The organism is Acidobacteriota bacterium (genome assembly GCA_035529075.1).
Lineage (GTDB): Bacteria > Zixibacteria > MSB-5A5 > GN15 > FEB-12 > DATKXK01.
The window spans coordinates 149,197-165,684 of record DATKXK010000015.1 but is presented as its reverse complement, the minus strand read 5'-3'; the positions used below and the strand labels follow the sequence as shown (position 1 = coordinate 165,684).

Genomic DNA, 16,488 nt, shown 5'->3' with positions numbered 1-16,488 from the left:
CACCAATAAACCGGGTCGGCCTCACCGTGTCAAGTCGAGTGACGCCGTCCACGTTTGTTACGGCCGGCCGGCGGCGAGCCTAATTGAGGAAATCCCAGGTGAACCCCCAGTAGCTGTACCGGCCGGGGTTTACGAAATCCTCGCGCGTCTCGTAGACATTGCCCAGAATGTTCTGAAAAACGTAGTGGAAGCGAAAACTCCCCATGCGGAACGACAGCTTGGCGTTGGCCACCGCTTCCCGACCCAGGCCTTGTTTCTCATAACCATCGTATGATCCGGTGTACACGACCTCGCCGTAGGCATACAGGTCGATGCGTGTCCGGGGCCAGAAGAGGTGCAGCTCCATCCCGGAGAAAGTCTGAAAATCAGGCGAATACGCTCTGGTGGCAAACTTCTCGTATACGAGATAGTGATAGGCGGCGCCACCGTGAAAGCGCAGAAAATCCGCGATGCGGACGGCCTTGCGGCCGGACACGGTGACAAAATCAAGTTCGCTGTTGATCGGCGAGAAGACGGCTTGAATCCCACGGCGCTCGTATTGCCAGTCTATGCCGTCAAAAATCTTACCCGCCACCACCCGGAAGCCAAGGCCATTGTCACGGCGACCCAACTCGAGATCCAGGGAGCCGACCAGTTGTTTTTCAACGGTGAGTTCCGTGTTTCCGTGATCGGCGTAATCACCCGGGCCCCTGCCGTAAATGCCGGCGGCCAGAAAGGGCAGGTACAGTTCGTGCAACGATGGTGCCCGCTGGGAGTAACCGGCCGACATGAGCAGAAACAGCCGTTCGGATTCGCGCAAAAGCACGGCTGTGGCCGAGGGCAGCATCTTGAAGTCATCCAGGTACTGCTGACGGAACCGCAGCCCGTAGCGATAGGGGGCGCCGGTCGAAGCCAGCGTGGCCGCCAGGGCCCCGGTATAGCGCGTGGCGGTACTATTGTCGGGACCGAACTCATACTCGAGGTAATCGCCGTTCATTTCGGCCAAAAAAACCGATCCCCCGGCCATCCACGCCCGCGTAACGTAGAAGCCGTGGCCGACCTGGTCGAAAGTAGCGACATAGCTGCGGGTCAGAAAGGAAGCCTGGCGAAGATGCGTGTAGCCGACGTCGTACCGAGTGGTGCCGGTCGAATCGTGCCAGACCAGGCCGAGCCTCAGAGAACGATCGAACCGGTCGCGCGCCTGGAGCGTGCCGCCGGCCTGCGGGCGCACGGCCAGCCGGCCGTCGCGGTCGTACAACTGGCCGCCGGCCTGCACGGCCAGCCTGCCACCGACGGGCAGGTACACGTCGCCATAGTAATGGTAGGCATCGTCGAAGGATGACAGTATCTCACCCTCGGCCTTGCGGTAGCCGATCGACATGTCAATCTCGCGGCCGTCAGTAAACTTCTTTGAATACCGACCCCGGGCATACGAGAAAGCAAACGGGCCCTTGTCGACCAGAAAGGCGCTTTGCGGCACGTAGCCGTCCGGCCGCGCCGGCCGCGTCACCAGCGTGGCCACTGCCTGCTGTCCGCCGAAGAGCATTCCGATCGGTCCCGCCAGAAGAAAAACGTCGTGATCCAGGGCCGTGGGGACATCGTTCAGATCGATGAGGCCGTCCGGTTCCGGAATATGCTCGAACGGCCGAATCGGCAGCCCGTTGTGAATCACGTCCAGGCGGCTGCCGGAAAGCCCGAACGGCTGGACGGTCTTCCGCATCGGCGTCGTCTGGTGATCGAGCACGAAGTAGCCGGGATCAAACTTGAAGTAGTCTCCCGGATCGCGAAAGAATGACCACGCGACGCGGTCCCGCTGGTTTAGTCGCTCCGATGCAAAATACTGTACCAGAGTGTCGAAACAGGACAACTGCTCCCGGCTCTCCGTTTTCTGCTCCTTCTGGCGTTGCCGGTACCGTTCCTCGAACTCGAAGAGCATTCGTTGAGCCTCGGTCAGCGTATCTGAAAGGCTCGTGCTGTCAGCCGGAGTGATGGTATCGAGCGTCAGTGAATCCGGTCGGGGAAGCGTGTCACTGACGTCGGTGGAATCCGAGGCCGCCGTGCCCAGGTACCGGTGGATTTCAGCGCCCGCCCGAGGCGTCGAACCAGTGAGAGCAACCAGGATGCATATGATTACCGCCTGTCTTGACATAGCCGGGATTGTTCCCTGTCATATAAATACCGCGTGACACCGAAAAGCAACGGGAAAATAAGCGCGTTGGATACGACCGAAACCAGCGACCACACCAGGCTCGTGAGGAAGCGCGGCCAGAACGGCTGGAACACCCAGGCATCCACGGCGCTGACGGGGAGGTAGTAAGCATAGGTACAGACGACGGCGACAATCACGAGCGTCGCAGTCCGGCGCACCGGTCCCTGCCGCCGCCAGGACGTACGCGCGTACCAGGCACCCACCAGACCGCAGACGGCGGCTGAACTCACCTGGGCCAGCATGACCGGCCAGGTGGCCGGACCGTACGGATTGAACGCCGTCCATAGACCGGTCCCTATCAGGCCAACGAGCACCCCCGGAGTTACACCCCACAGGAACCCGGCGGTGAAGATGACGAAGAAGATCAGGTTGACGTTTGGATACGGGGCGAAGGCCCAGGAGAGGACATAGACAAGGGCTGAGAAAAGTGCAATCCGCGTGATGATCCGGGGTTCCCCGATCATCGGAGAACAACCACCTTGGTGCGGTCTTCGGCCAGCAGCGTCTTCCTGCTGACGTCCGAATAAAGGTGGGCGTACACGAGGTAAACGCCGGAAGCGACGTCATCACCGTTTTCGTTTTTCATATCCCAGCCGGTGGAATACGTAATGACGGGCGGACCGGTGTAGCGGTCGAGCTGCTCGCCGGACACCGGCAGCTTGATCGTGCGGATCAGTTCGCCGGCCACGGTGTACAGGTCAACCTGGTAGTACGGGTCGAGGTAAGCGAGCCCGGCCTGTGAATCGGTCGGAATTTCGAGCCGGAAAGTAACGCTGTCTGCCGCCTGCGGTCCGTGTCCAGATACCACGGCGGGGTTGGGATACGGCACCAGCAACGCCGCCGGAAGGTTGACCAAAGCGGGGTCAGGGGGGATCGGGAGACTCCAGTCATCCCACAGGGCATATCCGAACGGAGCCGCCGGGCCGTTGAAGTAGATCATCGGATCAACCGCCGTCGGCGTCAGGGCCATGGTGATGGAGTTATACCGGGGCGTTCCGGGGATGTCCGCAAACAGGTCGCCGTCGCCCGGGATGATCGTTGACAGCACCTCGTGGGAATCCGGGTTGTTTACCATCTGCAGGATGAAGGCCGCTCCCCAGTACTCAGGGCGTCTGGACAACGAGGCCCAGACGTTGAACACGGTGTCAATGACGTTGCTGGAGTCGTAGCACACGCTGTCAAACGAGCCGCTGTCACAGACCCAGTAGTCGGTGATAATGGTCGGAATATCTTCGAACCGGACATACACGATACCGTTCACTTCCGGGATAAGCGGGTTGCTGTCGTTGAGAAGGGTGTCCCCGTACGTATTCACCACCAGCATCTGTTCCACCGGTATAGTGGGATAGGCATGACGTTCGCTGTACCCGATCCCGTTCGGAGCCTGGTCCGAGTACGGCCCGGTGAAGTAATTCCAGACGGCAAAATCCTGGACCGCCGACGCGAAGCTCTCCGCGGCCCAGCTCGAATCATGACAGACGGTGTCAAACGAACCGCTGTCACAGACATAGTGGCCGGTGGCCGAATCGAGCGCCTCCTCAACCGCCTGCAACCAGTGGGTGCCGGGGCCGAGTTCGCCGGAGCGTATCCACATGTGACGAACAATGTCGCGACCATACGCTTCCGTCAGAAAGATCGGGAAGAGGACCGAGGCGTAATGGTGGTACTGTACCTGGCTCTGCAGCGACCGGCCGGGATGGCGCACGCACTCCAGGCCGTCCCCCGCGTCTATGCAACTGATGGGGTTGAAGAAGTACGGCAACAGGGTGTAGTAGTCGTTGATTTCGTCGTATTGCTGTTCTTCCATCCAGACCGCCGTCATTTCGACGATTTCCCGTGATTCCGTGTAGTCAAGCGTGAAATGTACGGCATGAAAGAACTCGTGGGCCAGCGTCACGCGGACGGCGTCCAGCGGCCGGTCCCTGTACGCGCTGACAGCGACGAAATCGTTGTCGATTTCAATCCAGCCCGGAACGAACTGCAAATCAGGATCTTCGGAACAGGCCGTATCAGCCCAGGTCAGGCCAAAGACGTCCGAACCGAGATTTCGTATGTAGATGTCGACTCGTGCGTCGCCGCCGTTGCTGCAGGCGGTGTCGGGCAGAGGAGGAGGATACTTGAGCACGTTGACGGTGAAGTCATACACCGAGTCGGCGATGCCGGCGACCTTCTCCACGTAATCAGGGACACCGTTGCCATTGACGTCGACATCGGCGAACCTGACTTTGTCAATTCCATCCGCAGAATAGTGCAGGCGGATCATACCCGAAGGCGTGTCATACGTGGAATCCAGGACGGGCCGGGGCGGCGTGGTCACGCCCAGCGAAGCAAGCAGCGTCGGGTCAAGCCGGTCGTAGTTGTCGAGGAAATCGAGAATGGCAATGGTGCCGCACCGTATCGGCGGCCGTTGTTCTTCGTCGAGCTGGGCCAGGGCGGCAGGCAGGCGTTCGCGCTGACCTGTCACGTACTGGTACAGTTCGATTATCTCGCGCTGGCGTTCCAGCGACAGCGTCTCGGCAGCGACGTGCACTGTGGCCGCGTGAAGCAAGATCGTCAACAGGAAGAAGGCCCGGTTCAATTTCGACTCCGTATCTGCTCGGCGCGCTGTTTCAGTGTCTCGAGAAGCTCGGCGGGCACTTTCTGCGAACCGATACCGGCGCTCCGCTCTTCCCGGCCGTGAAAGTCCGAGCCGCCTGTCACCAACAGCCCGAAACGATCGGCCAGGGCCCGCAACTGCTTGCGGTGGTGTCTCTTGTGCATGTAGTGGTACAGTTCGATCCCGTCAAGGCCCAGACCGGCAAGCCTCTCGACATACTGGTACATATCGGCCACAATCGGGTGGGCCACCACGGCCACTCCGCCGGCCTGATGAATCAGTTCAACGGCGTCGCGCGGCCCGAGCCTGCTCTTGGGCACATACGCCGGGCGACCATTGCCAATGTACCTATAGAATGCTTCTTCGTACCTCCCGACGAGGCCCAGTTCGAACATGGCGTCGGCCACGTGCGGACGGCCTATGACCGCACTGCCCGCGGCACGCTCAACGGCTTCGAAAGTGATATCCAGTCCCATGTCTCTCAGCCTTTGAACCATCAAGCGCCCGCGTTGGTTCCGCCTTTCCTGGAACTCGCCGAGGGCCGAAACCAGCACCTTGTTGTCGGGGTCAAGCAGGTAGCCGAGCATGTGCAGGTCTTCACCATTCACGGAGACGGACAACTCAATGCCGGCAATGAGTTCGGGATCGGAATCCGTAACGATATCTCTTATCGCCCGGTATCCATCGAGCGTGTCATGATCAGCCAGAGAGAACGCCGCCAGGTCGGCTTTCCTGACGAGCACCAGAAGCTGCTCCGGATCATGGACGCCGTCGGAACAACTGGTGTGCAAATGCAGGTCTATGAACTGCGGCATCAGCTATAGTTTCTCTTCGACCAACTGTTGGATCTCCTCAGCCACGGTCGTGGCTTTCTCGATCAGGTCGAGCGCTTCAGCTTTCAACCGGGCCGCCGTCTCGGTATCCTTCAGCGAAACCAGGTTGATGCGAACGTTGTACCCGGCGCCCTGAACCGCCGCCAGACCCATCAGGCCGGCCACCCCGGCGTCCGTTATCGAGTTCTCGTTCCCTTTCCGGGCTACCGTGCTCGCCATGGTCAGGACGTCCAGGGCCTTGCGCATGACCGTAAGCGGGACCAGGGCGGCCCGCTTGGTGGCTTCCTGCACGGCCTCGTCGCGCTCCGCCGTGCCCTTGGGAAGCTTGTACGCGTCCATCACGGCGTTGAAGGCCTCCTTGTCGGTCTCGATCAGGGTGACAAGTTCTTCGCGGAGGTCGTCCGCGCGGTCGCGAACCGTGCTGAGTTCGTCTTTGACGTCCGCATACTGTTTCTTGCCCACCGTCAGCCGGCACACCATGGCCGTCAGGGCGGCCGAGAGGGCTCCGGCCGATGCAGCTACGGACCCGCCGCCCGGGGCGGGAGACGAGGACGCCACCTGGTCGTAGAAACTCTCACCGGGCTGACTCCCGGCCGTCCCGGCCTCCTGCAGCCTGGACTCCAGGACCTGCGCTTTGGAGAAATTCTCCAATTGCAGGTAGAAATCAGCGACGTCGAGGATGGCGTCATTGGGGACAAGACCGACGATTTCCGTGGAGGTCACGTTGACACCGTAACGGGCGGCCTCGCTACGGATGGTCTCCAGGACGCGGAATATCGGGGTCCTGGTATAGTTGACCAGGTTCATCGATATCTGCACCTGGTCGCGTTCTTTAATCTCAAAACCGAGCGCCTTGACAAAGCGGTACCCGCCCCGCAGGCTTCTGACCGCATCGGCGATCTTGTCGGCAATCCACTTCTTGTTTGTGCCCAGGTAGACGTTGAAAGCAATGAGGGGAAAGCGGACACCGATAGCGGTGGCCCCGGCCTTGAGATTGATCCTGGCCGGACCGTAGTCGGGCTTGCGCGACGGATCAATCTCTATGGAATCCCGGATGCCTTCATACTGACCGGTGCGGACCCTGGCCAGGTTCCTCCGCTTGGGCGTAGTGGCGGCGTTTTCGTACAGGTAGACCGGTATCTGCAACTCTTCGCCTACCCTCCGGCCAAGCTTGTGGGCCAACTCGACGACATCTTCCTCGGTCACGTCCGACAGCGGAATAAAGGGACAGACGTCGCAGGCACCCATACGCGGGTGTTCGCCGGAATGCGTTCTCATGTCTATCAGCTCGGCCGCCTTCTGGTAACCGCGAAAGGCGGCTTCGACGGCCTGATTGGGGTGACAGACAAAAGTAACGACCGCCCGGTTGTGGTCGGCATCCATCTCCTCGTCAAGCAGGGTGACTCCCTTCACCGACGTTATCGCCTTGCATATAGCGTCGATCACCTCAGGGCGACGTCCCTCGGAGAAGTTGGGCACGCATTCCACTAATTTAGCCATGTTGCGCTCTCCATTTTTCGTCCACTTCGGCCGGTCATCAGGCGCTCACGCCGGCCGAGCACAAATAAGAACGCCTATTATTGGCAATCGGATCACCGGTGTCAAGCCCGCCACCGGAGAGTTCTGGCGGCTCGCTGGAAAAGAGAGAATCCCGCCGGGGTCGTCGCGCGCTCAGAACTCGCCGATTTCACCGAGCCGGTAGTCAGTCAGTTCCGCGGAGATTGACCCCACGATTACCTTTGACTTCATCAGCACCGGAAGCCTCAGCCGGTCATCGGTAAGCCAGACCGTCAATTTCCCCTCGTGTTTGAATATACCGACCGACTTGGTCAGCGGCTCCACCACGAAGCACTCGAACGTCCCGGCCTCGACCGTCACGGTTTCCTTCCTGCGCACGCGGACTTCGAGCGAGATCCTCCGGCCGTCGACAAAGCTTTCCACGAAGACCGGCTTGCCCACCTGGAGCGGCTGCGTGCGGACGTAGTACAGCATCGAGAGCGCATCCTGCACGTGCGGTGTAACCGAGATGGTATCGTCCTTATAGACGACTGAATTGCCCCTCTGGTCGAAAGCGTACTTGCGATGCGAGCGGTAGTTACCCTCGCGCAGCTTCTTCTCGAACTGCCAGCTGAAGAGGCCCACCGCGTCCATGATCGATTCCACCCGGTCGTCGACCCTGAAGAATGTGGAGAAGAAACCGTTCGACTGGGCGCGGGTCACGATCTGGAAGCACGGGCGGTTCTGGTATTCGATCAGGCGCGTGACCTCCATCGTCGCGCTGCCGGCATTGATAAAACCATAGCCGACATCGAAGGTCAGCTTCTCACCGACGCCGAAGGCGACGTTTTCAACGAAGCGGTCGAACGATCCGGCCGAATCGAGCGGTTTGCTGTCGACGATGCCGGCTGCCTCGGCGATGCCTATTTCCACCGAAACGAAATAGAGCAGCGGAAACACCCCGGCCAGCACAACCAGAGTGAGCAGCAGCTTGTGCCACGATGTCCTGTCAGGCATTGCGCTATCCATCAATCCTTTTTACAATCTCGTCGATGAAAGTGCCGATGTATTCGCCGATTTCCAGGAACGTTTCGTTATACTTGTTCAGCGTCTGCCCGATCGGATCTTCCACGTGATCACCGACCGGCGAGGGATCCGGAAAATTCTTGAGCAAATATGTGCGGTCCGCGGCGTCCGGTGCAAGTTTTAGAACTTCCTCGAGGTGCCCGGGCGCCATCGCGATGATCAGGTCCGAGCGGTCGATCAACTGACTGGTGAGCTGCCGGGATCGGTGGCCGGAGAGATCACAGTCCCACATCCTGGCCGCCTCCGCCGCGTACCTGGTAGCGGGAAAGCCCTCGGCCGCTGCCGTCCCGGAGGAGATGATCTCGAAGGTGCCCGGGTGCCGTTTCTCCAGCAGGGTCCTCAGGGCCGCCTCGGCCATCGGCGAGCGGCAGGTGTTGCCTGTGCAGACGAACATTATGGTGTATTTCTCGGCCACGATTAGTCCTGTCTGTCCAGTGCCCGTTCAATCATGGGTGCTGATATGGCTCCCTCCCGCAGTATGCGAGCGTGGCCTCCGGAGCAATCGACCACGGTCGACACGGGGCCGGCCAGGCGCCCGGCGTCGAGATACAGGTCCACCTCCGGGCCCAGCGCGGCGGCGATGTCGGTCGCCGTCTCGGAGCCCGTCTGGCCGGAGATGTTTGCCGAAGTAGCCGTCAGCGGCACACCCACGCTCTGAAGCAGAGAGGCCACGATCCGCGAGGATGACACACGGAGGCCTATCTTGCCAGCCACGACCACCGGTTCGCCCGGATCCGTGGTTGCTTCGACCACCAGAGTGAGCGGCCCCGGCAGAAACGCCACTGCCAGCCGGTCCGTGATCGAACTGCGTTTCCCATACTGCGAGAACTCCTCGTAGCCTGTCAGGAACAACGCGGTCGGAACGGTCGTCGGGCGCCGCTTCACCCGGTACAGGCGCACGAGCGATTCCGGGCGGTCAAACCGTGTCAGCAGGCCGTACCGCGTCTCGGTGGGCACGACGAGCAGGCCTCCCTCGCTTAGCAGCCCGGCGGCGCGCTCAATGACAGCCTCGTCGGGGCTGGCGGGATTGACTGCAACCAGCTCAGTAGCCATCTTCGTCATACTGAACACTGTCTGAGACGGTGCTGTCGGGGGAAGGTCCAAGGATGGGCAGATTCTCATACAATCCCGGTGCTTCCCTGACGTTGAGGGTAACCATCACGACCCACGCGTTGTTATAGCCGGCCGCCCGAGTTTTCTGAAGATAGGCCTCGGCTCTGTCGCGCGAGTCGAAATTGCCGACCCGGACCTTGAAATACGGCACTTCGTAGTCAACAAAGACGGGGCGGTCAAAGATCTCCTCGGCGATGACCGCTGCCCGGCGCGCTTCACCGAACAGCTTGCTCGTAAATATCTGCACCCGGTAGGCCTGGCTATTCACGGTGTCGATCACCTCCGGAACGTCCAGCGCTACCGGAGCGGCCGTATCCGTTACCGGTGTGAAGTCCCCGGGGCCGACCAGGGCCTGCCGTCCGGTCACAGCGCCCGCACGCGGGTGCTCCAGGGGAACGATTTCCGTATCGCGCGGCAGTTCGAGTGGATTGAAACCGCGGGCATCCAGCGTGGTCGGCGGTCTTTCCGTGCGGCCCTCCTGGCGCACCGCCCGGGGAGACGTGCACGAGGCCGCCCACGCCAGGACCACCAGCAGGGACACCAGGCTACAGATACTTTCGAGTTTCTTCATCTTCACCGAGCTTGTTCAGCAGCTCCTTTATCTGTAGGAGCTTGGTCTTGTGGGCGACCAGTGTTATGTTCGACGAACGCACCACGACGAGATCGGAAACGCCGAGGCACGTGACCACGCCTTCACTGTCGTTGAACACGGTGGTTTCGAACGAGTCATGCAGAACCGCGCTGCCGACGACGACGTTGTTGTCGGAATCCCGTTCCTTGTATCGTTCCAGTGCATTCCAGCTGCCGACGTCGTCCCAGACGATGTCCGCCTTCATGGTCAGAACGTTCCCGGCTTTTTCCAGCACCGCATAGTCCACCGAGATCGAGGGCGACTTCTCGTAGAGGCGGGTGCGCGCATCCGCTTCCCCGTCGGTGCCGATGGCATCCGCGTACTCCATGAGCATGGCGTACACGTCGGCGCGATGCTCCGCCAGCGCCTTGAGAATGGACTCCGCCGTCCAGATGAACATGCCCGCGTTCCACAGGTACTTGTGACTGTAATAGTATTCCTGGGCCACCACCGTCTTCGGTTTCTCGGTAAAGGCCATGACCTCGTATACGGTGGTTCCACCTTCAAACGGGTACGGCTTGCCCAACTTGATATACCCGTAGCTCGTCTCCGGACGGGTCGGCACAATACCGACAGTAATCAGCACGTCGTCTTTGGCGGCAATGCGGCAGCCGTCCTCGAGGATCTTGATCAGCTTCTCCGCCGGTCGGATCAGATGATCGGCCGAGAGCACGACCATAACGGCCTCCGGGTCGGCACGCCTGATGTGCACGGCTGCAAGCCCGATGGCCAGGCTGGTGTTTCGCCCGCACGGTTCGGCAAAGATGTGCTCGGGCTTCAGGCAATCGGCTGAATCCAGAACCATTCCGGCCATGGATTCGGCCGTGACAATGCGCAACCTCTCGAGCGGTATCATCATCTGGATACGTCCGATAGTCTCGTCAAGCATAGTCATATCGGATGTCAACTTGAGGAATTGCTTGGGCCTGTCCAATCGCGACAGCGGCCAGAATCGTTCACCTTTGCCGCCAGCCATAATTATACCGTAAATCACGTTATCTCCCTTCCGAATGCATCGCCGTAATTGACTGATAATAATAGGGTTAAACGGCACAGTCAAGGAAAGTTTGCGCCCGGCGACCCGAAAACGCGGCCCGGCCGTCTCCCGGCCCGCACCGAAAGGTCGGATCAGCAGGCAAGAACGGAAAGCACGATCGAATTGTAACGCGCGGCCTCAGAATCGGCCCGGGCGTTTACCGCAAGAGGCACCCTGCCACCGACGATCACACCGCCTATCTGGCACCGACCATATAGCGTCATGGCATTGTATACGCCGTTGGCAACCTCGATGTTGGGAGCTACCAGAGCGTCCGCCTGACCGGCCACGGGTGAGTCCTTGATGCCCTTGGCATAGGCGGCGGCCATGTCCACCGCCACGTCAAAGGAGAGCGGCCCGTCGACCCTGGCCCCTTTGATCTGCCCGCGTTCTCCCATCTTGGCCAGCACCGCCGCCTCCACTGTCGCCGGCATCTGCGGGTAGATGACTTCAACCGCGCCCACCACGGCCACCCTGGGGCCGGCGATGCCGATCCGCTCAGAGACGAAAACCAAGTTCTTGATCAGATCGACTTTTTTCTTGAGGTCCGGTTGCACCACCACCGCACTGTCGGTCAGCAGGAGCAGTTTTCGATACTTCTCGGGTTTCAGCACGGCGACGTGAGAGACGGTCCTGGCGGGCAGTCGGAAACCCTGGTCGGAGGCAAACAGCAGCGCGAGCATGCGGGCGACCGGCACCTGCCCCATGGCGATCAGGTCGGTCTCCCCGGCTTTCGCCATCCGGGCCGCCGCCGTCACCGCCTCGTCAGGCTGCTTCACGTCTTCGAAACGGGGTTCGCCCAGGCCGATATGATGCTCGGCGGCAGTCTTTATAAGCCGATCCTTGTCGCCGATGAAGACCGGCTCGATGAGCCGGTCATGCCAGGCACGCACAAACGCCTTGAGGTCGTCGATCTCGCACGGCACGATCAGGGCGGCCTTCGGCCTGAGGCCCGCCGCTTTGCGTCCGGCGCGCTCGAGTACGGCCTCGAACGTGTGTACCTCGGGGATTTCCATTTCCGGCAGCATCGTTCAGTTCTCCCAGATTCTGTTTTGCACGTAGTAGTCCGCGATCACGCAGGCCAGGGCCAGGGAAGCCTTTTTGTTCTTCACCGTGTCTGTCCGTGAGACCAGTGAAACCGGGACTCTCGCTCCGACTATGACGCCGGCGAAAACGGCTTCGGCAAACTGGATCAGCGACTTGGCGATTATGTTGCCTTCCTCAATGGAATCAACCACGTAGATGTCGGCGTCACCAAGGACTTCCCCCGTATTGGTGTGGCGTTCCGCCACCGACCGGGAGGACGCAAGATCCAGCGAGAGCGGCCCCTGGATGACGACGTCTTCGAGACGCTTGAGCACCATCGGTATGACCGTATCGACGTCCGAGAGGGTGTGCGGCATCCGCTCGGTGTACTTGTCGGTGGCCGCCGACAGGGCAACCTTGACCGGCGACAATCCCAGCGCCCGGCCGACCATAACGGCATTCTCAAGGATCTGGTATTTCTGCTCCGAATTCGGCCTCACCACCATGCCGCCGTCGGTGAAATTCAACAGCTTATGGTACCCGGGGATGTCAAGCACGGCGCAGTGCGAGAGAGTGTTCGGTCCGCGCAGGCCGTACTGCTTATCGAGCACTACTTTCAGGAGGGCCGACGTCGGCAGGAAGCCTTTCATGATCGCGTCGGCTTTTTTCTCCGAAGCGAGTCTGGCCGCGGCATGAGCAGCCGCCAGGGGATCCGGCTCGTCTTTCACGGTCAGATTGTCGATGCTTATTTTCAGATCCCCGGCCATGGCCCTGATTTTCTCTTCATCGCCGAACAGAATGCCGTCGAGAAACCCGTCGGCCTGAGCCTCGGCCACTGCGCCGATAACGTCGGCATCCTGCGCCGCCGCCACCGCTACGGTTTTTTTGCGCCCTGCTTCAGCGACGGCAACGGCCCGTTCAATCAACTGGTCCGACGAGTATATCGGTTGGTTATCCACGCCCCACCTGCCTGTGAGAGGATTCTCAGTATTCCTTCAACTGATCTTCACCCGCGAGGAACCGTCGTCCGGCGGCCGCCAGCGCTTCCATTTCAAACTCGCCGGGCACGGTCACCACCTTTTTAAAGAATGACACCCGCCCGGTGATTTCGTCGACCAGGCGCTTCGAATACGCCATCCCGCCGGTCAGCACGATCGCCTCGAAATCACCGGCCAGGACCACTGCCGCAGACCCGATCTCCTTGGCAATCTGGTAGGCCATGGCCTCGAGGTACAGCAGTGCCTTCTCGTCACCGTTGTCGATCATCTCCTCAACCTCGCGCAGGTCGCCGCTGCCGACGTACGCCGCAAGGCCGGATTTCTTCGACAGTTTATCGGTCATTTCCTTCTCGGTGTACTTGCCCGAATAGCAGAGCTTGACCAGTCCGCCGATCGGCAGCGCACCGGCGCGGTCGGGAGAGAACGGCCCCATTCCCAGCAGCGCGTCGTTGACGTCGATTACAAGCCCGCGCCTCAGCGCCGCGACGGAAACCCCGCCGCCCATGTGAACGGCCACGTAGTTGACCTCGTCCAGGCGCTTGCCGGTCTTTGCGGCCTCGCGCCGACAGACTTCTTTGATGTTCAAGGCATGCACTCGACACTTGCGCTCTATCTCAGGGATACCGCTCACCCGCGCCACGTCCGTAAAATTGTCCACCGTGACGGGGTCCGATATCAGCGACGGCACGCCGTACCGTTCGCCGAGATGCCGTGCGATGATGGCCCCCAGGTTGGACGCGTGGTTGGAATACCTGGCCGTCCGCAAGTCCTGGAGCATCTGATCGGTTATCGCGTACGAGCCGCCTTCGAGCGGTCGAAGGGGCGCGCCCCGCCCTACCACGGCCTTGACCTGGTCAGGATCGACTTTGAGCGAGTCAATCCAGTGATCGATGGCCTGCATCCGGTAGTCGAACTGATCCGTCACGTTGTCAAACCGGCGCAGTTCGGCGGGATCGTGCCTGACGACCTCTTCGGCCACTTTCCCGTCGCCGTCGAACAGCGCCGTCTTCGTCGAAGTCGAACCCGGGTTTATGATAAGCATCAATGCCGCCACGATCCCGCTCCTATGCCCCGACCGAAGCCAGCTTGATTGCCCGACCGCGTTCAAACGCCTCCAGGTTGATATCCACCAGCCTGGCCTTGATTTTCGCCTTGATGGTGTCGGTCCACTGATCACGCTCGAACGGCAGGTAGTTGGACAGGACACCCAGAAGTATGGTATTCACCAGTCGCGGATTGCCGATCTCGGCGGCAATCTTGTCGGCCTGGACCGGGATAACGCGGTCCAGCTTTTCCCTCAGACGTGCGATGGCGTCCTCGGGATAGTGGTGCTTCCTGGAGGACGTGACGATGGCCGGGATCAGGGTCGTGCCGGAGATGATGGCGATACCGTCCTTACGGAGCCAGTCGACCGCGCGAAGTCCCTCGGCCTGCTCAAACGAGATGAGAATATCGGCGCTGCCGTACTCGATGGTCGGTGAGTACACCCTGGGACCGATGCGCACGTGCGAGGTTACGACGCCGCCGCGCTGAGCCATGCCATGAACCTCCGACTTCTTCACGTCGAGTCCGGCGGTCATGGCAACCTCGGAGATAATCTCGGAGGCCAGCAGCACGCCCTGCCCGCCGACTCCCACTATCAGGATACTGTAGTTGTCTTTGTCTTGCATAGTCACTCACCTACTGTGCCACAAACTGGCTCCTGAGGACAATCGCCTCTGTTGGGCATATCTGGGCACACAGCGTACAGCCGGTGCACACGGTCTCATCTATGACGGCCTTGGGATGACCCCGCTTATTTGTTTCTTTGGATGCCGCGATGGCCGGACAGGAAATCCTGAAACAGGCCGAACAGGCGTTGCACAGTTCCAGGTCCACCACGTAAGGTTCATCCATGATGCGTTTCGGCATCAGCACGCAGGGGCGACTGGTGCGGATGACCGAGGGGCCCGGCCGGGCTATCTCTTCCTTGACGGCGTTAAGCGTAGCCTCGTAGTCATAGGGGTCCAGATCGCGGTAGTTCTTGACGCCGAGGGCCTTGCACAGGGTGCCGATGTCGATCTGACCCGCCTGTTCCCCCATCAGGGTGCGCCCCGTTCCGGGATGCTGCTGACCGCCCGTCATGGCCGTGGCGCGGTTGTCAAGAATGATGACCGTCACGTTGCTGTTGTTGTAGACGGCGTCCATCAGCCCGGTGACGCCGGAGTGCAGGAAAGTGGAGTCGCCGATCACCGCCACCGTGCCCTTGTCCGAACCCTGGACCTTCTCTATGCCGATGGCGCTGCCAATCGAGGCTCCCATGCAGATGCAGGAATCCAGGGCGTCCAGCGGCTCCAGAACGCCGAGCGTATAGCACCCGATGTCGCCGGTGGCCACCACACCCAGTTTCTTGAGAGCCATGAAAGCGCCCCGGTGCGGGCAACCCGGACAGAGCACCGGCGGCCGGGGAAACATCCCTTCCTCGGGCGGGATGGACGCCACCGTCACCGATTCGAGGACACCGGCTTTCTTCAGCCCCTCGGCCACGCGATGCGGCGAAAGCTCGCCGAGATGCCCAAAATACTCCTTGCCTCTTACGTGGCAGCCGGCCACTTTGATCTGGTCCTCCATGAACGGCTCGAGCTCCTCGACCACGATGACGCGCTCGTGGGCGCGAACGAAGTCGGCAATCTTCTTGAGCGGCAACGGGTAGCTCATGCCGATCTTGAAGTAGTCAAAGTCCGGGGCAACCTCCTTGGCGTACTGGTAGGCGACGCCTGCGGCGATAATGCCGATGCTGGAACCGTTGTCCTCCACGAAATTGAGCGGCGTTTCCTCCGTAAACCTGCTCAGCTTCTCCAACCGTTCCCTCAGGGCAACGTGGCGGACGCGGGCGTTGGATGGAATCATTACATACTTCCGGGGATTCTTGACGAACTTCCGCTCCGGCGCCACCGCCACCTCGCCGAGCGACACGACACCCTTGGAGTGCGATATGCGGGTGGTCATGCGCAGCATGACCGGGATGTCGAACGCTTCCGAGAGCTCAAAAGCCGTGATGACCATGTCCTTGGATTCCTGGCTGTCCGCCGGCTCGAGCATCGGCACCTGCGCGAAGCGGGCATAGTATCGGTTGTCCTGTTCGTTCTGCGAGGAATGCAGCTCCGGGTCATCAGCGGAAACCACCACGAATCCCCCGTTGACGCCGGTGTACGCAAACGTCATGAACGGGTCGGCGGCCACATTAAGCCCGACGTGCTTCATGGCCACCAGGGCCCGCGCCCCGCCCAGGGAGGCACCGATACCGACCTCAAAGGCGACCTTCTCATTGGGAGACCATTGGGAGTAAATGGACCGGTACTGCGCGGCCAGGGTCTCGAGAATCTCGGTCGAGGGCGTGCCGGGATAGCTGGCCGCAAGCTTCACACCCGCCTCGTATGCGCCTCGGGCCACCGCTTCGTTTCCTGAAAGTAACTGTTTCATTATGACTCACGAAATATGAGGA

15 protein-coding genes are annotated in these 16,488 nt (G+C 60.8%); all 15 read right to left on the bottom strand.

The window, feature by feature from the left end; translation table 11 throughout:
* Nucleotides 1-79: 79 nt before the first annotated feature.
* The 15 genes from VMY05_10410 to iorA all read right to left on the bottom strand — a co-directional run bounded on the left by VMY05_10410 (nt 80) and on the right by iorA (nt 16,466).
* Complete coding sequence (locus VMY05_10410) at nt 80-2,128, bottom strand: hypothetical protein (protein ID HUV31487.1); 2,049 nt, start codon at nt 2,126-2,128, stop codon at nt 80-82.
* The gene (locus VMY05_10405) at nt 2,110-2,652 is read right to left on the bottom strand and encodes an ECF transporter S component (GenBank protein HUV31486.1); all 543 of its coding nucleotides are present in this window, start codon (nt 2,650-2,652) and stop codon (nt 2,110-2,112) included. The genes VMY05_10410 and VMY05_10405 overlap by 19 nt, the downstream gene beginning before the upstream one ends.
* A complete protein-coding gene (locus tag VMY05_10400; protein ID HUV31485.1) occupies nt 2,649-4,766 on the bottom strand; it encodes an MXAN_6640 family putative metalloprotease in 2,118 nt (705 codons plus the stop codon). The genes VMY05_10405 and VMY05_10400 overlap by 4 nt, the downstream gene beginning before the upstream one ends.
* Nucleotides 4,763-5,599 (bottom strand): PHP domain-containing protein, encoded by an 837-nt coding sequence (locus VMY05_10395; protein ID HUV31484.1) that lies wholly within the window; start codon nt 5,597-5,599, stop codon nt 4,763-4,765. The genes VMY05_10400 and VMY05_10395 overlap by 4 nt, the downstream gene beginning before the upstream one ends.
* A gap of 3 nt (nt 5,600-5,602) precedes the next feature.
* Entirely contained in the window at nt 5,603-7,117 is a 1,515-nt protein-coding gene (ftcD, locus tag VMY05_10390; GenBank protein ID HUV31483.1) for a glutamate formimidoyltransferase, read from the bottom strand.
* A 171-nt stretch (nt 7,118-7,288) separates the two neighbouring features.
* On the bottom strand, nt 7,289-8,131 hold the full coding sequence (locus VMY05_10385) for a DUF3108 domain-containing protein (protein HUV31482.1): 843 nt from the start codon (nt 8,129-8,131) through the stop codon (nt 7,289-7,291).
* A 4-nt stretch (nt 8,132-8,135) separates the two neighbouring features.
* Nucleotides 8,136-8,615, bottom strand: coding sequence for a low molecular weight protein arginine phosphatase (locus tag VMY05_10380; GenBank protein HUV31481.1), 480 nt, complete (start codon nt 8,613-8,615; stop codon nt 8,136-8,138).
* 2 nt (nt 8,616-8,617) lie between these two features.
* Nucleotides 8,618-9,253, bottom strand: a complete 636-nt coding sequence (locus tag VMY05_10375; GenBank protein HUV31480.1) for an L-threonylcarbamoyladenylate synthase — start codon at nt 9,251-9,253, stop codon at nt 8,618-8,620.
* Nucleotides 9,243-9,884: an SPOR domain-containing protein gene (locus VMY05_10370; protein ID HUV31479.1), complete on the bottom strand. Its 642-nt coding sequence runs from the start codon at nt 9,882-9,884 to the stop codon at nt 9,243-9,245. Before VMY05_10370 ends, VMY05_10375 begins: the two co-directional genes overlap by 11 nt.
* Entirely contained in the window at nt 9,859-10,938 is a 1,080-nt protein-coding gene (locus VMY05_10365; protein ID HUV31478.1) for a sugar phosphate nucleotidyltransferase, read from the bottom strand. Before VMY05_10365 ends, VMY05_10370 begins: the two co-directional genes overlap by 26 nt.
* Before the next feature lie 134 nt (nt 10,939-11,072).
* Nucleotides 11,073-12,008 (bottom strand): phosphate acyltransferase, encoded by a 936-nt coding sequence (locus VMY05_10360; GenBank protein HUV31477.1) that lies wholly within the window; start codon nt 12,006-12,008, stop codon nt 11,073-11,075.
* A gap of 3 nt (nt 12,009-12,011) precedes the next feature.
* Entirely contained in the window at nt 12,012-12,965 is a 954-nt protein-coding gene (locus VMY05_10355) for a phosphate acyltransferase (protein ID HUV31476.1), read from the bottom strand.
* A 25-nt stretch (nt 12,966-12,990) separates the two neighbouring features.
* Nucleotides 12,991-14,058 carry a butyrate kinase gene (gene buk / locus VMY05_10350; protein HUV31475.1) on the bottom strand — a complete coding sequence of 356 codons (1,068 nt, stop codon included), beginning with the start codon at nt 14,056-14,058 and terminating at the stop codon, nt 12,991-12,993.
* A 10-nt stretch (nt 14,059-14,068) separates the two neighbouring features.
* Nucleotides 14,069-14,674, bottom strand: a complete 606-nt coding sequence (locus VMY05_10345; GenBank protein HUV31474.1) for an indolepyruvate oxidoreductase subunit beta — start codon at nt 14,672-14,674, stop codon at nt 14,069-14,071.
* 10 nt (nt 14,675-14,684) lie between these two features.
* On the bottom strand, nt 14,685-16,466 hold the full coding sequence (gene iorA / locus VMY05_10340; GenBank protein ID HUV31473.1) for an indolepyruvate ferredoxin oxidoreductase subunit alpha: 1,782 nt from the start codon (nt 16,464-16,466) through the stop codon (nt 14,685-14,687).
* Between the last annotated feature and the right edge of the window lie 22 nt (nt 16,467-16,488).